20 protein-coding genes are annotated in these 18,455 nt (G+C 65.9%); 13 read left to right on the top strand and 7 right to left on the bottom strand.

All coding sequences use genetic code 11. From position 1 onward, the window contains the following. Positions 1–36 precede the first annotated feature (36 nt). Entirely contained in the window at positions 37–354 is a 318-nt protein-coding gene (locus ACNHGR_RS16890; RefSeq protein ID WP_184269637.1) for a 2Fe-2S iron-sulfur cluster-binding protein, read from the bottom strand. A gap of 90 nt (positions 355–444) precedes the next feature. On the opposite strand from ACNHGR_RS16890, the gene ACNHGR_RS16885 reads away from it, so the two are divergent. From ACNHGR_RS16885 to ACNHGR_RS16875, 3 genes are all read left to right on the top strand, one after another. Further along, the gene (locus ACNHGR_RS16885) at positions 445–1,062 is read left to right on the top strand and encodes a DNA-3-methyladenine glycosylase 2 family protein (RefSeq protein ID WP_184269635.1); all 618 of its coding nucleotides are present in this window, start codon (positions 445–447) and stop codon (positions 1,060–1,062) included. Positions 1,063–1,065: 3 nt separating this feature from the next. Continuing rightward, the gene (locus ACNHGR_RS16880) at positions 1,066–1,302 is read left to right on the top strand and encodes a DUF2188 domain-containing protein (RefSeq protein ID WP_184269632.1); all 237 of its coding nucleotides are present in this window, start codon (positions 1,066–1,068) and stop codon (positions 1,300–1,302) included. Positions 1,303–1,375: 73 nt separating this feature from the next. Further along, positions 1,376–1,810: a response regulator gene (locus ACNHGR_RS16875; protein ID WP_475287565.1), complete on the top strand. Its 435-nt coding sequence runs from the start codon at positions 1,376–1,378 to the stop codon at positions 1,808–1,810. Here the strand turns inward: ACNHGR_RS16875 and ACNHGR_RS16870 are convergent. Both ACNHGR_RS16870 and murA read right to left on the bottom strand, forming a co-directional pair. After that, on the bottom strand, positions 1,758–3,287 hold the full coding sequence (locus tag ACNHGR_RS16870) for a sensor histidine kinase (protein ID WP_475287563.1): 1,530 nt from the start codon (positions 3,285–3,287) through the stop codon (positions 1,758–1,760). The genes ACNHGR_RS16875 and ACNHGR_RS16870 overlap by 53 nt on opposite strands. Positions 3,288–3,295: 8 nt before the next feature. Continuing rightward, positions 3,296–4,579, bottom strand: a complete 1,284-nt coding sequence (gene murA / locus ACNHGR_RS16865; protein ID WP_475287561.1) for a UDP-N-acetylglucosamine 1-carboxyvinyltransferase — start codon at positions 4,577–4,579, stop codon at positions 3,296–3,298. A gap of 207 nt (positions 4,580–4,786) precedes the next feature. On the opposite strand from murA, the gene ACNHGR_RS16860 reads away from it, so the two are divergent. Then, positions 4,787–5,521 (top strand): Crp/Fnr family transcriptional regulator, encoded by a 735-nt coding sequence (locus ACNHGR_RS16860; RefSeq protein WP_475287559.1) that lies wholly within the window; start codon positions 4,787–4,789, stop codon positions 5,519–5,521. A gap of 30 nt (positions 5,522–5,551) precedes the next feature. Here ACNHGR_RS16860 and ACNHGR_RS16855 read toward each other — a convergent pair whose 3' ends face one another. Beyond that, positions 5,552–6,118, bottom strand: coding sequence for an HNH endonuclease (locus tag ACNHGR_RS16855; RefSeq protein ID WP_475287557.1), 567 nt, complete (start codon positions 6,116–6,118; stop codon positions 5,552–5,554). 94 nt (positions 6,119–6,212) lie between these two features. Here ACNHGR_RS16855 and gluQRS point away from each other — a divergent pair, with 94 nt between their 5' ends. The 6 genes from gluQRS (at position 6,213) to egtD (ending at position 11,566) form a co-directional block, all read left to right on the top strand. Beyond that, positions 6,213–7,172, top strand: coding sequence for a tRNA glutamyl-Q(34) synthetase GluQRS (gluQRS, locus tag ACNHGR_RS16850; protein ID WP_475287555.1), 960 nt, complete (start codon positions 6,213–6,215; stop codon positions 7,170–7,172). A gap of 9 nt (positions 7,173–7,181) precedes the next feature. Then, entirely contained in the window at positions 7,182–7,415 is a 234-nt protein-coding gene (locus ACNHGR_RS16845; protein WP_184269618.1) for a twin transmembrane helix small protein, read from the top strand. Between the two features lie 90 nt (positions 7,416–7,505). Continuing rightward, complete coding sequence (locus tag ACNHGR_RS16840; RefSeq protein WP_475287553.1) at positions 7,506–8,075, top strand: cob(I)yrinic acid a,c-diamide adenosyltransferase; 570 nt, start codon at positions 7,506–7,508, stop codon at positions 8,073–8,075. A gap of 141 nt (positions 8,076–8,216) precedes the next feature. Then, positions 8,217–9,071, top strand: a complete 855-nt coding sequence (locus tag ACNHGR_RS16835; RefSeq protein ID WP_475287551.1) for a GGDEF domain-containing protein — start codon at positions 8,217–8,219, stop codon at positions 9,069–9,071. Positions 9,072–9,332: 261 nt separating this feature from the next. Further along, positions 9,333–10,601: an ergothioneine biosynthesis protein EgtB gene (egtB, locus tag ACNHGR_RS16830; protein WP_475287549.1), complete on the top strand. Its 1,269-nt coding sequence runs from the start codon at positions 9,333–9,335 to the stop codon at positions 10,599–10,601. A 5-nt stretch (positions 10,602–10,606) separates the two neighbouring features. Further along, a complete protein-coding gene (gene egtD, locus ACNHGR_RS16825; RefSeq protein WP_475287547.1) occupies positions 10,607–11,566 on the top strand; it encodes an L-histidine N(alpha)-methyltransferase in 960 nt (319 codons plus the stop codon). Between the two features lie 431 nt (positions 11,567–11,997). On the opposite strand, the gene ACNHGR_RS16820 is transcribed toward egtD, so the two are convergent. From ACNHGR_RS16820 to ACNHGR_RS16810, 3 genes are all read right to left on the bottom strand, one after another. Beyond that, positions 11,998–12,705 carry an HAD family hydrolase gene (locus tag ACNHGR_RS16820; RefSeq protein WP_475287545.1) on the bottom strand — a complete coding sequence of 236 codons (708 nt, stop codon included), beginning with the start codon at positions 12,703–12,705 and terminating at the stop codon, positions 11,998–12,000. 82 nt (positions 12,706–12,787) lie between these two features. Beyond that, complete coding sequence (locus ACNHGR_RS16815; protein ID WP_475287544.1) at positions 12,788–13,867, bottom strand: DUF1176 domain-containing protein; 1,080 nt, start codon at positions 13,865–13,867, stop codon at positions 12,788–12,790. Between the two features lie 70 nt (positions 13,868–13,937). Then, positions 13,938–15,251: a NupC/NupG family nucleoside CNT transporter gene (locus tag ACNHGR_RS16810; RefSeq protein WP_475287542.1), complete on the bottom strand. Its 1,314-nt coding sequence runs from the start codon at positions 15,249–15,251 to the stop codon at positions 13,938–13,940. Positions 15,252–15,445: 194 nt separating this feature from the next. Between ACNHGR_RS16810 and ACNHGR_RS16805 the strand changes: the two genes are divergently transcribed. Genes ACNHGR_RS16805 through ACNHGR_RS16795 form a run of 3 tightly spaced genes read left to right on the top strand, consistent with a single transcriptional unit; the run spans position 15,446 to position 18,445 of the window. Continuing rightward, complete coding sequence (locus tag ACNHGR_RS16805) at positions 15,446–16,345, top strand: intradiol ring-cleavage dioxygenase (protein WP_184269602.1); 900 nt, start codon at positions 15,446–15,448, stop codon at positions 16,343–16,345. Between the two features lie 13 nt (positions 16,346–16,358). Further along, on the top strand, positions 16,359–17,126 hold the full coding sequence (locus tag ACNHGR_RS16800; RefSeq protein WP_184269600.1) for a response regulator: 768 nt from the start codon (positions 16,359–16,361) through the stop codon (positions 17,124–17,126). Next, on the top strand, positions 17,123–18,445 hold the full coding sequence (locus ACNHGR_RS16795) for an ATP-binding protein (protein WP_475287539.1): 1,323 nt from the start codon (positions 17,123–17,125) through the stop codon (positions 18,443–18,445). Before ACNHGR_RS16800 ends, ACNHGR_RS16795 begins: the two co-directional genes overlap by 4 nt. Positions 18,446–18,455: the final 10 nt, after the last annotated feature.

Raw genomic sequence — 18,455 nt, 5'->3', positions numbered from 1 at the left:
GGTGGGGGCGTGGGCCGGAGCGACTATATCAAAGGATCAGTCTTCCGGTGCGATGGTGACGCGCAGGCCGTCCAGCGCGTCGTTCAGCACCAGCTGACAGGACAGGCGGCTGCTGTCGTTGCGATGGTCGCTGCTGTCGAGCAGGTCATTCTCATCCTCGCTCATGGCCGGCAGCGCGTCGGCAAAGGCGGGATCGACATAGATATGGCAGGTCGCGCAGGAGCAGCAACCGCCGCACAGCGCGAGCAATTCGTCAAAGCCGTTGTCGCGGATGACTTCCATCACCGACAGGCCATTGTCGCCATCGACAGCCTGTTCTTCACCCGCACGGTTGACCACGATCAGTTTCGGCATCTACCCTGTTCCCCTAAAATTTTTTCCGCTCTGACCGACAGGGACCGGGAAATCAAGGGGTCAATCCATCAGAGGTCTTGGCGCAGCAATATGGTGAACAGTGTCGATCAGTTGCGTGACAGCCTGGACGCGATCGCCGCGCTGGAGCCGGGCTTCGTCGCCGCGATCGCGCGGGTCGGCTATCCCGCGCCACGGGTAAGGGAGCCGGGCTATGAGACGCTGCTGCGCACGATCGTGGGCCAGCAGGTGAGCGTCGCGGCAGCGGCGGCAGTGTGGCGCAAGCTGGAGGCGGAACTGGGCGAAGGCTGCGCACCCGCGGCATTGCTGGCGCGGGATTTCGACACTTTGCGGGCGTGCGGCCTGTCACGGCAGAAACAGGGCTATGCCCGCAGCCTGGCCGAACTGGTCGTGTCGGGCGAACTGGACCTGCACGCGCTGCCGGCCGATGACGAGGAAGCGATCGCGCAACTGGTGCAGATCAAGGGGATCGGCCGCTGGTCGGCGGAAATCTATCTGTTGTTCGCGGAAGGACGGCCCGATATCTGGCCCGCCGGCGATCTGGCTGTGCAGATCGAGATCGGCCGGATATTGGGAATGCCCGAACGGCCGAGCGAGAAACTGACCCGCGCAGTCGCCGAAGCCTGGCGCCCGCATCGTGGCGCTGCCGCGATCATGGCCTGGCACCATTATAACACCGAGGTACTCTGACCCATGCCCCTGCCCCACGCCCGCTACATCGTCCTCCAGCACGAGGGCGTCTGGAAGATCAATCTGGACAATAAATATTATGGCCCCTTCCCGACACAGGCGCTGGCGGTGGACAGCGCCACCGGCACCGCGCGCAAGGCAAGCGAGGCCGGCTATCCCGCGTCGGTGCTGCTGATGCAGGGGACGCAGTTCGAGACGCTGTGGACCAGCGTCGCCGAAGGCGAAACCAGCGCGCCGTAGAGGTATTTTAGCGCTCAATGGGAACCTAAGCGCTGATCCCGAATTTAATTGATCCAGATTTATGGGTCATGGAATGCGCAAGAAGGTTCTGATCGTCGAAGACGAGATTTTCGTCGCACTGGAAATCGAGCAGATTGTCGAGGATGCCGGATTCGCGGTCGGGGCGATCGCCGCCGATCGCGAAAGCGCCCTCGCCAGTGCCGATGATTGCGACATCGCGCTGGTCGACCTCAACCTGCGCGACGGGCCGACCGGGCCGCAGATCGGCATGGAACTGGCGACGCGCCATGGCATCCGCGTGATTTATGTGACGGCAAATCCGGCGCAGATCGGCGAAGCCTCGGTCGCTGCGCTGGGTGTCATCACCAAGCCGTTCCGCCCCCAGAGCATCAGCGCTACGCTGCAACTGGCCGCCGCCGAACAGCCTGACCTGACCGATGCGGAGATTGCCGGCTTTACGCCCTTCCGCCCGCACGGCTCATGGACCGGGATGGAATCCAGAGGCTGATGCGCAGCCCGTCGGGCTGCCACTGACGTTCGATCCGCCCACCCAGTTGCCGTTCGACACTGAGCGTCATCAGCCGGCTGCCAAAGCCGTCCACGCCGCCGGGCACGACCGCCGGGCCACCCATTTCCTGCCAGTCGATCCGCACCGCATCGCCATCCAGCGATATGTGCAGCGCGATCGATCCGTCGGCGACGGACAAGGCGCCATATTTGGCGGCATTGGTCGCCAGTTCATGAAACAGCAGCGCCAGCGGCGTCGCCGACCGATCATCGATCGAGGGATTTTCACCCGACAGGATGATGCGGCTCTGGTCATCGCCGCTGCGATAGGGCGCGAAAATCTGGTCGAGTATGCCCCAGAGCCGCCCTTCCCCATCGCCGATCTGCGCCGCCGATTCGATACTGTGCGGCCGGACGAAATCATGGGCACGGCCCAGCGCGAGAATCCGGTCGCGCAGATCGTCCGCCACATCGGCGATGACCGGGTTCTGCCGCGCCGACAGGCCGATGAGGCCCGCGATGACCGAGAAGATATTCTTGATCCGGTGCGACAGTTCGTGCGCGATCATCTCGCGCTCGTCGATCATCAATTTCTGTTCGTGGATGTCGGTGCAGGTGCCGATCCAGCGCACGATCAGGCCGTCAGCATCGCGGATCGGCAGCGCGCGGCCCAGCGTCCAGCGATAATCGCCGCCATGATGGCGCAGACGATATTCGATCTCATAGGGTTCGCCGGAGGACAGGCTATGGCGCCAGCGCGCCCAGGCCCGGTCCTGATCGTCGGGATGGAACATGCCGTTCCAGCCGGCGCCGTCGGTCGATCCGGCCGGGACGCCGGTATATTCGTACCAGCGGGCGTTATAATAATCATGATAGCCGTCTGGCAGCGTCGACCAGACCATTTGCGGCATGGTGTCGGCGAGCGAGCGGAACATCCGGTCGCTTTCGGCGACGGCCGCCGCATCGAGCCGCTGACGCATGATCATGTCGCGGTCGCGGCGGCGCCCCTCCAGTTCCACCATCACCTGCCGGGCGAGCAAGGTCAGCCCCTGCCGTTGCAGCGGGGTCAGGTCTGCGCGCGGCAAAGTGTCGATGACGCAGATCGCCCCCAGCGGCTCACCGTCCGCCCCCACCAGCGGCGCACCGGCATAGAAGCGGATATGGGGTGCCCCCGTGACCAGAGCGTTATCGGCGAAGCGCGGATCGCTGGTCGCGTCGGGCACAATGAAGATGTCGTCGCCGAGCATCGCCAGCGCGCAGAAGGAGACGTCGCGCGGCGTTTCCTCCGCATCCAGCCCGACGCGCGCCAGGAAGCGCTGGCGCACATCCTCGACAATGCTGACCAGCGCGATCGGCGCGCCGCACAATTCGGACGCGAAGCCGGTAATGTCATCGAGATTGCGGAAGCCGCCGGCGTCGAGGTCGTACAGCGCCAGCAGCGCCGCGCGATCCGTTGCCAGCCCCCGTCCGTCAGCCATTGCGGGCTTCAGCCATCACTGACCCGTTCGATATCGGCGCCAACGGCGGACAGCTTCTCTTCCAGCCGTTCATAGCCGCGATCGAGATGATAGACGCGCTGGACCTGCGTTTCGCCCTCGGCAGCCAGACCGGCGAGGATGAGGCTCATCGAGGCGCGCAGGTCGGTCGCCATCACCGGCGCGCCGACCAGTCTGTCGACGCCGCGCACCACGGCGGTGCGGCCGTTAACAGCGATGTCCGCGCCCATACGCGCCAGTTCGGGCACATGCATGTAGCGGTTTTCGAAGATGGTTTCGGTCAGCACCGACGCGCCATCCGCCTTCGTCAGCATCGCCATGAACTGCGCCTGCATATCGGTCGGGAAGGCCGGGAAGGGCGCAGTCGAGAGCGTCAGGGGTTTCAGCTTCCCATCCGACGAGATGCGGATGCCGTCCTTGTGCGGATCGACCTGCACCCCCGCGTCGCGCAATGCGGCGAGGATGGCGTGCATGTCGTCGGCATTGGCGCCGACCAGATCGACCGAGCCGCCGGTGATGGCGGCGGCGCAGGCATAGCTACCCGCCTCGATCCGGTCGGGCATGACGCTGTAGGTCGCGCCGTGCAGCCGCTCGCGGCCGTGGATGATGAGCTTGTCGGTGCCGATCCCTTCAATGTCCGCGCCCATGGCGACGAGCAGGTTGCACAGGTCGACGATTTCCGGTTCGCGCGCCGCATTTTCGAGGATGCAGGTGCCCTTGGCGAGCGAGGCGGCCATCACGGCGTTCTCGGTGGCGCCGACCGACACGACCGGGAAGGTGTAGATGCCGCCGGGCAGGCCGCCATCCGGCACGCTGGCGCGGACATAGCCTGCGGTGGTTTCCAGCGTCGCGCCGAACGCTTCCAGCGCCTTCAAATGGAGGTCGATCGGGCGGTTGCCGATGGCGCAGCCGCCCGGCAGCGACACGCGCGCTTCGCCGACACGGGCGAGCAGCGGACCCAGCACCAGGATCGAGGCGCGCATTTTCCGCACGATGTCATAGGGCGCCTCGGTCGAGGTGACGCGGCCCGCGCGCATGGTGAGGACGCGGCCGAAATCCTCCGGCCTTGCCCCCTCGATCATGGTCGATACGCCCAGCTGGTTGAGCAGATGACCGAAACTGTCGACATCGGCGAGGCGCGGCAGGTTGCGCAGCGTCACCGGCTCGTCAGTGAGCAACGCGCAGGGCAGCAGCGTCAGGGCGGCGTTCTTCGCGCCGGAGATGGGAAGGCGGCCGTTGAGCGTGTTGCCGCCGCGAATGTGAATGCGGTCCATTGGGCAGGGTTAATAACGTCTAATGCGGCCCGCGCAAGGCGGCTGCTGGGTCATTTGACGCCGCAAACCGGCCGGGATGACCGCAATGTGAAACATTATTGCAAAGCGCGGCCCGACCTTGATCGAGTTTAGTGCGCGTTCTGAAAATGCAGCCAAAAGGCGGATAGGGCGTTCTGCCATCGTAACGACAACAGGAAAAAGGTGTTTTTGGTGGCAACGAGTTGTTTCGCGGAAAGGCTGGCAAAACAGGTGCCGCTGTCCGATGCGGAAAAGAAGGCATTGGCCCGGCTCGAAGAAAATCCGCGCAAGGTGAAGCGTGGTGCGATGATCCAGCGGGTCAACGACACGGTTACCGAGCTGTTCGTGCTGCGCGAAGGCCGGGTGATGAGCTTCGTCATCCTGCCCGACGGCAGCCGCCAGATCCTGCGCGTCTATTTCCCCGGCGATTTTATCGGATCGGCCAGTACCATCTACAGCAAGGCGCCCGAATCGCTGGTCGCGCTGTCGGATGCGATCGTCTGTCCGTTCGACAAACATGCGTTGCGCCGGCTGCTGGACGAATATCCGCGCGTCGCGGCGCTCTTGTTCCTGCTGTCCAATGCGGAACGGGTGGCGATGACCGACCGGCTGGCGGCGCTGGGCCGGACATCGGCCAAGGCGCGCGTCGCGTCCTTCCTGCTCGACATGTTCGACCGGCTGCGCGTGACCGACGACAGCATCACCGACAGTTTCGACCTGAAGCTGACGCAGGAGGAGATCGGCGATTCGATCGGCCTGACATCCGTCCATGTGAACCGCATGATCCGCCAGATGGAGCAGGAGGGCCTCATCAGCCGCTCCAATGGCCGCATCATCCTCAATGACATGGCGCGGCTGGAAGAGATCGGCCATTATACCAACCGGCACAAGGACATGGATCTGGACTGGCTGCCGACGAGCTGAGCCGCCGCCCCTGCCCGTCAGGCATATCCGTCAGGCCAGCAGTTCGACATCCCAGTAGAGCCAGTCGTGCCAGCTTTCGTGCAGATAGCCGGGCGGGAAGGCACGGCCATGTTCCTGCAACTGCCAGCTGGTCGGTCGGATCGGCGGGATATGCAGGCTCATGCCCGCTTCCTTCGGCGTACGCCCGCCCTTTTTGAGGTTGCAGGGCGAACAAGCGGTCGCGACATTTTCCCATGTGGTGCGCCCGCCCGCGCGGCGCGGCACGACATGGTCGAAGGTCAGGTCGCTGGTCTTGCCGCAATATTGGCAGGCGAACTTGTCCCGCAGGAACAGGTTGAAGCGGGTGAAGGCAGGATGTTCGGACGGCCGCACATATTGTTTGAGCGCGATGACCGAGGGGATCTTCATTTCCAGGCTGGGGCTGTGGACCTGCCGTTCATAGCTGGCGATGATGTCCACCCGGTCGAGGAACACCGCCTTGATTGCCGTCTGCCAGGGCCACAGGCTGAGCGGATAATAGCTGAGCGGCGTGAAATCCGCATTGAGAACGAGCGCCGGGCAATTTTCCGGATGCCGTATGAGGTCGGGATGGTACATAAAAACCTTCTTCCCCCTGGTCGACGCCGCTGATCGTCCAGCAACGTGACAAGGGCATGACAGCATTAACGAATATCTCCCGTCAAGAGCCTGTATGACTCATCTTGCCGCACCACAGCATATGGTGACCCGCTTCGCCCCCAGCCCCACGGGATTGCTGCATGTCGGCCATGGCTGGTCGGCGCTGATGGGACATGACATGGCGCGCGCGGCCGGCGGCGCCTTTCGCCTGCGGATCGAGGATATAGACGGGACGCGGAGTCGGCCGGAGCATGTCGCGGGGATATTGGCCGACCTGACATGGCTGGGCGTGGCGTGGGATGGCGAGGTGATGTTCCAGTCGCAGCGGCTGGACCAATATGACGCGGCGCTGGACAGGCTGCGCACGGAGGGGCTGCTCTATCCCTGTTTCTGCACCCGCGCGGACATACAGGCCAGCCTGACCGCGCCGCACGGGCCGGAAGGACCGGTCTATCCGGGAACGTGCCGGGGGTTGGACGAGCAGGAGCGGGCGCGACGGATCGCGGCGGGCGAGGCGCATGCCTGGCGGATCGACATGGGACGGGCGGTGGAACGGGCGGGCGCGCTGGAATGGATATCTTTGCCAAGTACCGTTCGTGCTGAGCCTGTCGAAGCCTCTTCCTCTTCTTCAAAGAAGTACGGCCCTTCGACAAGCTCAGGGCGAACGGTGCAAATAGCTGCCGCCCCCCTCACTCATGGCGATGTGGTGCTGGCACGCAAGGATGCGCCGGCCAGCTATCATCTGTCCTGCACGCTGGACGATGCCGCGATGGGCGTGACCCATGTGCTGCGCGGCGACGATCTCTATGGCGCCACCCATGTCCACCGGCTGATTCAGGCGCTGCTGGGCCTGCCCAGCCCCGCCTATGTCCATCATCCGCTGCTGCTGGGGGCCGATGGCAGGCGGCTGGCCAAGCGCGACGGGGCGATCGCGCTGGCCGATCTGCGCCGCGGCGGCATGGACTCGGCGATGCTGGCGGCGGACCTGCGCGCGGGACGCTTTCCCATTGGCATAAGCATCGCAAGCGCCTAGCATCGCGCCATGAACACGGTCCTCGTCATCGCCCTGATCCTTGCCATGGCCGCGACGCTGTTCGCGCTGATCCGCGGCATCATCGCCTTCCTCCAGACGACGAAGGAGGATCTGAACGCGCCGGAGGGCAGCGGCCCCAGCCCCGCCCGGCTGAAGCAGAACAAGATGATGATGAACCGCATCCTGTTTCAGGCGGCGGCGATCATCATCGTCGCCATATTGCTGATGTCCAAGGGGCACTGAGCGTTTTGAAGTCGGCTGGAACAGCCGACGGCGCGCAAAACGCGACACAAAAACGCTGCCAACAAACTCTGACAGACGAGCTACCCCGCCATGGTCAAGCTGAACAAGATCTACACCCGCACGGGTGACAAGGGGACGACGGGTCTGGTCGACGGATCGCGCCTGCCCAAACATGCACCGCGCATGCAGGCGGTGGGCGATGTGGATGAAGCGAACAGCGCGATCGGCCTGGCCATCGTCGCCATGGGTGCGGGCGAGGAAACGGACTGGCTGACGACCATCCAGAACGACCTGTTCGATCTGGGCGCCGATCTGGCCACGCCCATTCCCGACGGGGCGGACGAACCCTGGGCGCTGCGCATCGTGGCGAGCCAGGTCGCGCGGCTGGAGCAGCAGATCGATGCGATGAACGCGGATCTGGCGCCGCTGGACAGCTTCATCCTGCCGGGCGGATCGGCCGCGGCCGCCGCCGTCCACCTCGCCCGCGCCATCACGCGCCGGGCCGAACGCAGCGCCACCGCCGCCGCGGTCGAAGTGGCGCTGAACGGCCAGGCGCTCGCCTATCTCAACCGATTGTCCGACCTGCTGTTCGTGCTGGCGCGGCGGATCAATGACAATGGCGCAGCCGACGTCAAATGGGTACCGGGTGCGTCGCGCTGAACGCCGGCAACCGTCTGGAAACACGGCCCGACTCTCCACCGGCACGGCTTGCCGTATGCCATGGCATTAACCCTGTTTCTTCAGGCGGTATTTAGAGCCGGCCGGAAATTTGGCACCCGTTGATAATAAGCGGGGATCGCCATGCACTTTTATCTGGCCACTTCCTTCATTTTTCCGCGATCGTTGCGGCTACGCCTGTTCGCGCTTTGCTTCGTCGCGACGCATCTGCCGCTGATCGGCTATCTGGGCTGGGGCTTTGCCAGCGGGCGCATCCAACTGGCCGAATTCGTGCTGCTGACCACGGCCACGGTGGTCGGCACCGGCATCGCCTTGCTGGGCATCGGCGCGCTGCTCAATCCGATTCACGCGCTGGCCGACACGCTGCACCGGGGCGAGAGCGAAGCGCCCGCCCTGCCGGAGGTCGGCGACGTCATCCATACCCTCTATGCCGGGGTGCAGCGCGTCGCCACCGCGACCCGCGACCGGCTGGACCATCTGCACCAGGCCGCGCATGAAGACCCGCTGACCGGCATCGCCAATAGGCGTGGCTTTCTGACCCATATGGAGGCGCTGCCCGAAGAGCGGCGCAAGGGCTGTATCGCGATCATCGACATCGACTATTTCAAGCGGGTCAACGACCTGATGGGCCATGAGGAAGGCGACCGGGTGCTGGCCGCCTTCGCCACGCGCCTGTCCGCGCTGGTCCGCCGCGTCGACATGGTGTCGCGCTGGGGTGGCGAGGAGTTCGCCATCTTCTTCCAGGATTGTATCGAGGATGAGGCGAGCTGGTCGCTCGCCCGGATCGCCAGCCGGATGCGCAGCGACCCGATCGGCGAGGTGAACGACCGGCCGATCAGCTTTTCCGCCGGCATATGCCGCTGGACCGGCGGCGATCTGGAGGACGCGCTGCGCCGCGCCGACGATGCACTGTACGAGGCCAAGCAATCGGGCCGCGACCGGGTGTGCCGGGCCGCGCCAATCCTGCAAGAGGTCTGACCCCCAAAGCTTAGAGCCTGTTTGGAAAATGCGCCTCTGGCGCATCCGCACCGGCCCGCCCCCCCCACCCGACCGCCCAGACATGGTATCCTGATGGGTGGTCGGGTGGGGGCGCGGGCCGGTGCCGCATCGAAAATGCGCTCTTCCGCGCATTTCCAAACAGTCTCTTAGCCCAAGTCATTATGAAGGCGGCCGGAACCCCCGGCCGCCTTCATGCGCTTGTCCTTTCGAGAGCGGCCAACCGTATCGGAAAGGGCAGGCATGGCAAGAAGCTGGACAGAGGCCCATCAGGACGACCTGGAAGAGCGCTATCGCACGGTGCGGGCGCTGACGCAGGCGCTGACCGCCCCGCTGTCCGACGCCGACGCCACCGTCCAGTCGATGCCCGATGCATCGCCCGCCAAATGGCATCTGGCGCATGTAAGCTGGTTCTTCGAGACGTTCATATTGCGCGATCATGTGCCGGGTTATCGCCCGTTCGACCCGCGCTATGCCTTTCTGTTCAACAGCTATTATGAGGCGGAGGGCGCGCGCCATGCCCGGCCGCTGCGGGGCATGCTGACCCGTCCGTCGCTGACCGATATCTATGCCTATCGCGCCCATGTCGACGCGGAGCTGATCGATGCGCTGGGCATGTTGCCGCAGGCGGCGCGCGCGCTGGTGACGCTGGGCCTGCATCATGAGCAGCAGCATCAGGAATTGCTGCTGACCGACCTGCTCCACCTCTTTTCGCTCAACCCGCTGGAGCCGGCCCTGTTCGAAGCGCCCAGCGCCGTGCCGGTCGACCTGCCCGGCCCGCTCCACTGGATCGAGGGGCGCGAGGGGCTGGTGGAAGTGGGCGAAGATGGCCGCAGCGCCTTCGCCTTCGATTGCGAGGGGCCACGGCACAAGGCGGTGTTGCGCCCGCATGCGCTGGCGCACCGACCCATTAGCAACGGCGAATGGATCACCTTCATCGAGGATGGTGGCTATCGCACGGCCGCCCACTGGCTGTCGGACGGCTGGGCCTGGGTGCAGGCCGAAGGGATCGACGCGCCGCTCTACTGGAAACAGGGGGAGCAGGGCTGGACCCGGTTCGGGCTGGACGGGCGCCAGCCGGTCAATCCCGCCGCCCCCGTCACCCATATCAGCCTGTATGAGGCCGACGCCTATGCCAGCTGGGCCGACGCGCGCCTGCCGACCGAGGCGGAATGGGAATGTGCGGCGCAAAATGTCGCCGCGATCAGCGGCAACCAGCTGGACGGCCCCGCCTGTCCCCAGCCCCGCCCTGCCAAAGCGGGGACCAGCCTGACCCAGATGTTCGGCGATGTGTGGGAATGGACCGGCAGCGCCTATCGCCCCCATCCCGGCTTCCGCGCGGCACCGGGCGCGGTCGGCGAATATAATGGCAAGTTCATGTCCGGCCAGTTCGTGCTGAAGGGCGGCAGCTGCGCCACCCCACGCGGCCATGGCCGGGCCAGCTACCGCAATTTCTTCTACCCCCATCAACGCTGGCAGTTCACCGGGCTGCGGCTGGCCAAGGATCTGTAAGCCCCATGTTGCTGACCGACGACGCCCCCGCGATGCACCACGCCATCGACCCGGCCTTTCGCCATGACATCATGGACGGCCTGTCGCGCAGCCCCAAGGCGACGCCGCCCATCTGGTTCTATGACCGGCGCGGGTCGGAACTGTTCGAGGCGATCACCGACCTGCCCGAATATTATCCCACCCGCACCGAAACCGCACTGCTGCGCGACCATGGCCCGGATTTCGCCGCCGCGATCGGCCCCGGCCGGGCAGTGGTGGAGTTTGGCGCGGGCAGTTCCCGCAAGACGCCGCATTTGCTGCGCGCCATCGCACCGGCCGCCTATGTGCCGATCGACATCAGCGGCGACTTTCTCCATGCGAGCAGCGCGCAACTGGCGCAGGCCTTCCCCGCCCTGCCGGTGCTGCCGGTGGTGGGCGACTTCAACCGGCCGCTCGCTTTGCCCGCCGCGATCGAGGGGATGCCCCGGCTCGGCTTCTTTCCCGGCTCCACCATCGGCAATATGGAGCCGGACGCGGCGGTGGACCTGCTGCGCGCGATGCGCCGCCTGCTGGGCGATGATGCGCAATTGCTGATCGGCATGGACCGGATCAAGGATCGGGACCGGCTGATCGCCGCCTATGACGATGCGCAGGGCGTGACCGCCGCCTTCAACCTGAACCTGATCGCGCGGATCAACCGCGAACTGGAGGGCGATTTGCCGGTCGAGGGCTTTGCCCATCGCGCGGTCTGGAATGACGAGAAGGCGCGGATCGAAATGCATCTGGAGGCACGGCGGCCGCTGCATTTCCATGTCGCGGGGCAATGTTTCCACATGGACGCGGGCGAGACGATCCATACCGAAAGCAGCCACAAATATGGCGCGCGCGACGAACGCCTGCTGCTGCGCGCCGGCGGATGGGAGCCGGCGACGGAGTGGATGGATGACGAGGGCCTGTTTGCGCTGGTGCTGGCGGAGGCGGGGTAGAGGGAGGATCTTGGAAAGAGGTGGTCAGGCGCGGACGTATCGCGGTCTTTCCCATCTGCCCCATAGCCGTCACCCCAGCGCAGGCTGGGGTCTCAGGCGATAGTAGAAGGAGGCGGGCCACCTTGCGCTATCCGTTAGCGGAGTGCGCGCCTGCCTGAGATGCCAGCCTTCGCTGGCATGATGATGAAGGTCGGCTGACGACCAGAAGCGGATCTTCGCTGAGGCGACAGCAAAGGCCAGAATGTTCACGCGGAGGCGCGGAGACGCGGAGATTTCACCGCGCCTCCGCGTGAATCTAAAATCAGAAAGAATTTCGCGCAAAGGCGCAAAGGCCGCAGAGGGAAAGCGAGAAGCTGCTCTACGATCTCTGCGCCTCTGCGCGAACAAATATAAGCGCCTCCGGCGCGAAACCGGACCATCTCATTCCCACCCTACCCCGTCGCCAGCAGCAAATCGCGCAAATCCGTGAGGCTGGGCAGCACCTGCGCGCAGGCGAGCACCAGTTCTTCGGTCGGGGGCAGCAAATCAGGGACCATCACCGTCGCCATGCCCGCCGCCACGGCCGATCGGACGCCGGCATGGCTGTCCTCCACCGCGACGATATCGGCCGGGTCGATGCCCAGCCGCTGCGCGGCCAGCAGATAGGGTTCCGGGTGCGGCTTGGGCTGGTCGACGTCGCTGCGGGTGACGATGACGTCGAAATAATCGAGCAGGCCGCTCTTTTCCAGCCGTTGCTGCGCATAGGGCGCGGCCGTGGAGGTGGCGAGCGCCATGGGGATGCCGGCCTGTCGCAGATGATCGAGCAGCAGCAGCGCGCCGGGGCGCAGCGGGATGCCGGCATCGACCGCCGCCTCGAACAGGGCGTCGCTGTCGGCGTAGAAGCGGGCGAGCGGGAAGTCCGGTCCCAGATGCGCGGCCAGCATTCGCTCATTTTCGTCGCGATGGATGCCGACCATGGACAGGAGCAGTGCGTCCGACATCGGCCAGCCGATCGCCTCGCCCGTTTCCGCGAAAGCGCGACGGTGCGCCGCTTCGGTGTCGATCAGCGTCCCGTCCATGTCGAAGATGACCGCACGGATCGTCTCCGGCAGGTTGGAGGGGCTGGACGATGGGGCGGATTGGCGCAGCGGCTGGATCATGGCACCGATATGGCGGCGCCACGTTCAGATTCCATTGCAAAATCGGGTGAGGCGATTGCGGATATTGCCTTGGAAGACAGATTTATTCCGTCACCTGCGCCGACCATGTCCTGATCCAGTGCCAGGCGCCGCGGCATTCGCCCATGCTGGTCGCCTCGATCAGGCGGAAGCGGGTGCCGTCCCAGACATAGGCTTCGCTGCCGCCGCAATCGCCCAGCCCGCGCCCCTTGGCGAAGCTGTCGAGCCGCAGCTTGTCAGGGGTCCAACCCACATTGACCAGCATCGGCCGCGCCTCCTCCTCGCTCCAGCCCGGCTTCATGTCGAAGCCGGCCAGACGGAAGGCGCGGCGGCCGGGGTCGCCGGTCGCGATCACGGGGATGGAGGTGAAATTATAGGCGCCGCTGCCGCAAGGGACGAGGATCAGCGTCTCACCCTTCGACAGGCGGTAAAGCTGGGGCGGCTCGGCGCCCTTCATCTCCTCGGCGCAGCCGGTGAATTTGCCGATCGCGGTCAGTTCTTCCCGCCACAGCGCGGCGGGCGCGCTCGTGCCCGGCAGCGGGGCGCGGCGGATGGTGGGAGCGGTCGGCGCGGCGCGCACGGCGATCGGCCCCATGGCGCCGGTCGCGACCAGCGCGGTGCTGGTGCCCGCCCGCCCCTGCCGCGCGTCCATATAGCGCAGCGCCGCGCCCGATCCGGCCAGCGACGGCTTGCCGAGCGAGCGGTTGCCCGCCTTGATCTCCAGCACGCTGCCGCGCGCCATGGCGATGGCCAGCGCCGACGCCTGCGGCCCGCGCAGCGTGGCGTCGCCATCGCGGCTCATGGCGCTGGCGACCTTGCGCCCATCGACATGGAAGCTGAATTCGCCGCCGCCCTTGGCATCGCGGCTGACCCAGACTTCGGCGGCCCCGTCCGGCCCGGCGTCGCGGACCACGCCGACCATGATCGGACTGTCGGGCCATTCGCCGCCTTCGGGCAGCAGCGACACGGCTTCACAGCGGTTGCGATTGTCGCACCCGATGGTCCAGTCCTTGTAGGTTTCCAGCGTGCCGGGTTTCGGACCCGCCGGGCTTTTGATCGCTTCGGGCGCAGCCGCATGTACGGCCAATGCGCCCGTCGAGCCGAGTGCCGCCAACGCGGCCAGGAAAAAATGCTTTGCCCCCATGGGTTAACCATAACCGATTTGCATCGGCGGCGGTAGGGGTAACGTTACCGGGCCGTCACGACCGCCCCGGTCAGAGGCTGAGCATCAATCCTGCCAGCGCCGCGCTCATCAGATTGGCCAGGCTGCCGGCGACCAGCGCCTTCAGCCCCAGCTTCGCGATCATCGGTCGCTGATTGGGGGCGAGGTTGCCTGTCACCGCCATCTGGATCGCAATCGAGCTGAAATTGGCGAAGCCGCACAGCGCGAAGGTGATGATGGCGATGGTCGCGGGCGACAGCGCGCCCTGCACCTGGCCCAGGTTGATATAGGCGACGAATTCGTTGAGCACGACCTTCGTACCGAACAGGCCGCCGGCCACCTGCGCCTCGTTCCAGGGGATGTTGAGCAGATACATGACCGGCGAGAAGACATAGCCGAGCAGCATCTGGAAGCTGAGGTCGGGATAGCCGAACCAGGCGCCGATGCCGCCCAATATGCCATTGGCCAGCGCCACCAGCGCGACGAAGGCCAGCACCATGGCGCCGACCGCGACTGCAAGTTTGACACCCGTCTGCGCGCCCTGCGCCGCGGCCATGATGATGTTGGCGGGCTTTTCCTCGTCATGGGTGGCGACCGGCATCGGCTCGCCCGGCGTGGTTTCCGCGTTCAGCGCCTGCGATACCGCCGCGCTGCGGCGCGTTTCGGGCAGGTGGATATCGTCTTCCAGCGGCAGTTCCGGCTCGCACTCCGGTACGTCGGGCATCATGATCTTGGCCATCAACAGGCCGCCGGGCGCCGCCATGAAGCTGGCCGCGAGCAGATAGTCGATCTTGATCCCCATCGAGGCATAAGCGGCGAGGATGGTGCCCGCGACGCCGGCCATGCCGCTGGTCATCACGGTGAAGAGCTGCGGCGGGGTGAGGCCGGCGAGATAAGGGCGGATGACGAGCGGGCTTTCGCTCTGTCCCACGAAGATATTGGCGGCGGCGCAGAGGCTTTCGACCTTCGACACGCCCGTCACCTTCTCGATCGCGCCGCCGACCCAGCGGACGATGAACTGCATGATGCCCAGATAATAGAGGATCGACACCAGGCTGGCGAAGAAGATGATGACCGGCAGCGCCGCGATGGCGAAGCTGGCCCCGCCGATTTCCGGCTTGGCCAGCGGGCCGAAGATGAAGTCGGTGCCCGCCTGCGCATAGCTCAAGAGATTGGCGACGCCGTGCGACATGCCGCCGATGATCGCCCGGCCGGCCGGGACATAGAGGACCAGCACCGCGATCCCCGCCTGCAACAGGAAGGCCGCGCCGACGACGCGCGGACGGATGGCGCGGCGATCGGACGAGAGGGCGAAAGCGATGGCAAGAATGAGAAGAATGCCGGCGAGGCCGATAAGAAGATGCATGAAGCGCTTTCGCGGGAAATGACAAACCGCGCGACTATATGGCCCCCGACGCCTGGAGGCCAGCCCCGTTTGCCTTCCCTTTCCTACCCGTCCTACTGCTACAAAGCCGCTACATTGGGCAATCGGCCGGAGACATGGCGCGCCTAGGGACGGTCCTTGAGGGTCTTTACACAAGACAAGAGGGACTAGGGTAGATGGCTGACATGGATGACGCGCACGACCATGGGTTGATGCACGATCTGGAACAGATGCGCGCACTGGCGCGGGAGAAGATCGGGCGGCGGCGGACCTTGCGGCTGCTCTTTTCGGCGAGCGGCGCGGCGCTGATCGGCGCCTGTGGCGGCGGATCGGGGTCTTCGAGCGATTCGACCGCGACTCCGACACCCACGCCGACCCCGACGCCTACCCCCACGCCGACGCCAACCCCGACACCCACCGGCACCTGCATCGCCGATCCGGAAGAAACCAACGGCCCCTATCCGGCCGACGGATCGAACAGCAGCAATGGCAGCGTGGTCAATGTGCTGGACGACACCGGCATCGTGCGCACCGACATCCGGTCGAGCTTCGGATCGTCCAGCGGCACGGCGGCGGGCATCACCATGACGCTGACCCTGACGGTCGTAAATGTGAACAGCGGCTGCGCCGCGCTGGAAGGCTATGCCGTCTATATCTGGCACTGCACCCGCGACGGCCTCTATTCGCTCTATACTGTGCCGGGCGAAAATTATCTGCGCGGCGTAGGCGTGACCGATGCCAATGGGCAGGTGACCTTCACCAGCATCTTCCCCGGCTGCTATGACGGGCGCTACCCGCATATCCATTTCGAGGTCTATCCCAGCCTGGCGCGCGCGACCAGCTATGCCAACCGGGTGCTGACGTCGCAGTTCGCGATGCCGACCGACGCCTGCAACACGGTCTATGCCACCAGCGGCTATAGCAGCAGCAAGACCAATTTCGCCAAGATCACCACCAGCAGCGACAATGTGTTCGGCGACAACACATCGGCGCAGGTCGCGGCGATGACGCCGACGATGACCGGCGACATCACCAACGGCTTCACCGGCACCGTCACGGTGGGTCTGGCAATCTGAAGGAAGGAGCGGGATGACTTTGCAGGAGGCGCTTTGTGCCGATATGCTGGCCGTCATGGACGGTTCACGCATATTGGTTGTCGACGACGATGCGGATATCCGCACGCTCCTGTCGGATTTCCTGGAGCAGCACGGCTTTGCCGTGACGGCGGTGCCGGACGGCGCCAGCATGGATCAGGCGATGGCGACGCAGGAGTTCGACATCGCCGTTCTGGACGTGATGATGCCGGGCGAGGATGGCCTGTCGATCCTGCGCCGCCTGTCGGCGCGGGGCGGCCTGCCCGTCATCATGCTGTCGGCGATCGGCAGCGACATCGACCGGATCGTCGGCCTGGAAATGGGGGCGGAGGATTATCTGCCCAAGCCCTGCAACCCGCGCGAGCTGCTGGCGCGCGTACGCACGGTGCTGCGCCGTCACCGGCGGCAGGTGGCCGAAACGCCGGACGCCAACGGCAAGCGCCTGCGCTTTGCCGGCTGGCAGGTCGACATGGGCGCGCGCCTGCTGACCGATCCCGACAATGTCGTCGTGACCCTGACCGATGGCGAGTTCCGCCTGCTGCGCGCCTTTATCGAGCATCCGCGCCGGGTGCTGAGCCGCGACCAGCTGCTCGACTATTCGGCCGGCAGCGAGAGCGAAAGCTATGATCGGGCGATCGACGTGCAGGTCAGCCGCCTGCGCCGCAAGCTGGAGCGGGGCGCACGGACGGAAGGGACGGACGAACTGGTCCGCACCATCCGCAACGAAGGCTATATGTTCACGGCCGAGGTCCGCCCGGTTTGACGCCGCCCAACCCGTCCATCCTGACGCGCATCGTCGCGCTGGTCGCGGCGACGCTGCTGCTGGCGCTGGGCGCGATGATGCTGGTCGCCTTTCGCGGCCCCCCGCCCCATGCCCGACCGATGATGCTGGGCGAGGCCGCCGCGCTGATGCAGGGCGGCACCGTCCCGACCGGCAGCTGGACCGTGACGCGCTACCGGTCCGATCCGCCGCCGCTGATGGAGGCGGGCCAGATGGAGGATCGGGCCATGGCAGCGCAGATTGCCGGCCTGATCGGCGCGCGTGCCGCAGATGTCCGCGTGCTGCGCGAACAGCCACCGATGCGTATGCCCGACCCCGACCGGAAATCCTGGCCCCAGCCGGGCTTCAACCCTGAACGGATGATGCTGCACGGGTCGGCCCTGCTGGCGCACCGCACGAACGATGGCTGGCAGGTGGTGCAGGCGCGCCAGGGCGCCAACCTGCACTGGTACGCCATCACCCTGTCGCTGATGGCAGGTATCTTCATCCTGCTGCTGCTTCCGGCCTATTGGGTAGCGCGGCGCATCACCCTGCCGATCCGCCGACTGGCCGAGGGCGCAGCGACCGAGCGGCCGGAGCGGGCCGATCCGCTGCCGCTGACCGGCCCGCCGGAGGTGCGCGCGGTCGGCGCCGCCTATAATCATATGCGCGCCCGGATCGCCGACTATCTCAATGAACGCACGGCAATGCTGGTTGCAATTGCGCATGACCTGCGCACGCCGATGACCCGGCTTTCCTTCCGGCTGGAGGCATTGCCCGACGGCCCGCGCGCCAAGGCGCAGGCGGATGTCGAGGAAATGCGGGCAATGGTTACCGACCTGCTCGACTTTATGCGCGGTCAGGGCGACGCCGCCGCCCATGTGCGGGTGGACCTGAGCGCGATCGTGGAAACGCTGGCGGACGATCTGGCCGATATGGGGCAGGATGTGGCGGTCACGCGCAGCACCCGCGCGGTGATCCGCGGCGATGCCGTTGCGCTGCGCCGCTGCGTGGCCAATCTGGTGGAAAATGCGGTGCGCTATGGCGGTTCGGCGCGGATCGCGCTGGATGTCGCCGGGGGGCGGGTGACGGTGGCGGTCGAGGATGACGGGCCGGGTGTGCCTGACGAGGCAATCGAGCGGTTGTGCGAGCCCTTCTATCGCGGCGAGGCATCGCGCAACCGGGAAACCGGCGGGGTCGGACTGGGCCTGGCGATCGCCCGGCGGATTGCAGACGATCATGGCGGGCGGCTGGACTTTGCCAACCGGGCCGAGGGCGGGCTGCGCGCGAGCGTGACCCTGCCGCTGGCACGGCAGGGCTAAGGCGCCCCGC

Source organism: Sphingobium sp. RS1 (assembly GCF_056156825.1).
This window is presented reverse-complemented; position numbering and strand designations above follow the sequence as displayed.

Bases quoted from the DNA above. Each gene is read 5' to 3' on its own strand.
- ACNHGR_RS16855 (WP_475287557.1), bottom strand. From the start codon at position 6,118: ATGTACCATCCCGACCTCATACGGCATCCGGAAAATTGCCCGGCGCTC.
- ACNHGR_RS16815 (WP_475287544.1), bottom strand. From the start codon at position 13,867: ATGGGGGCAAAGCATTTTTTCCTGGCCGCGTTGGCGGCACTCGGCTCG.
- ACNHGR_RS16845 (WP_184269618.1), top strand. From the start codon at position 7,182: ATGAACACGGTCCTCGTCATCGCCCTGATCCTTGCCATGGCCGCGACG.
- ACNHGR_RS16885 (WP_184269635.1), top strand. From the start codon at position 445: ATGGTGAACAGTGTCGATCAGTTGCGTGACAGCCTGGACGCGATCGCC.
- ACNHGR_RS16875 (WP_475287565.1), top strand. From the start codon at position 1,376: ATGCGCAAGAAGGTTCTGATCGTCGAAGACGAGATTTTCGTCGCACTG.
- ACNHGR_RS16800 (WP_184269600.1), top strand. From the start codon at position 16,359: ATGACTTTGCAGGAGGCGCTTTGTGCCGATATGCTGGCCGTCATGGAC.
- ACNHGR_RS16880 (WP_184269632.1), top strand. From the start codon at position 1,066: ATGCCCCTGCCCCACGCCCGCTACATCGTCCTCCAGCACGAGGGCGTC.
- ACNHGR_RS16870 (WP_475287563.1), bottom strand. From the start codon at position 3,287: ATGGCTGACGGACGGGGGCTGGCAACGGATCGCGCGGCGCTGCTGGCG.
- ACNHGR_RS16840 (WP_475287553.1), top strand. From the start codon at position 7,506: ATGGTCAAGCTGAACAAGATCTACACCCGCACGGGTGACAAGGGGACG.
- ACNHGR_RS16810 (WP_475287542.1), bottom strand. From the start codon at position 15,251: ATGCATCTTCTTATCGGCCTCGCCGGCATTCTTCTCATTCTTGCCATC.
- egtD (WP_475287547.1), top strand. From the start codon at position 10,607: ATGTTGCTGACCGACGACGCCCCCGCGATGCACCACGCCATCGACCCG.
- ACNHGR_RS16890 (WP_184269637.1), bottom strand. From the start codon at position 354: ATGCCGAAACTGATCGTGGTCAACCGTGCGGGTGAAGAACAGGCTGTC.
- murA (WP_475287561.1), bottom strand. From the start codon at position 4,579: ATGGACCGCATTCACATTCGCGGCGGCAACACGCTCAACGGCCGCCTT.
- ACNHGR_RS16835 (WP_475287551.1), top strand. From the start codon at position 8,217: ATGCACTTTTATCTGGCCACTTCCTTCATTTTTCCGCGATCGTTGCGG.
- ACNHGR_RS16805 (WP_184269602.1), top strand. From the start codon at position 15,446: ATGGCTGACATGGATGACGCGCACGACCATGGGTTGATGCACGATCTG.
- egtB (WP_475287549.1), top strand. From the start codon at position 9,333: ATGGCAAGAAGCTGGACAGAGGCCCATCAGGACGACCTGGAAGAGCGC.
- gluQRS (WP_475287555.1), top strand. From the start codon at position 6,213: ATGACTCATCTTGCCGCACCACAGCATATGGTGACCCGCTTCGCCCCC.
- ACNHGR_RS16820 (WP_475287545.1), bottom strand. From the start codon at position 12,705: ATGATCCAGCCGCTGCGCCAATCCGCCCCATCGTCCAGCCCCTCCAAC.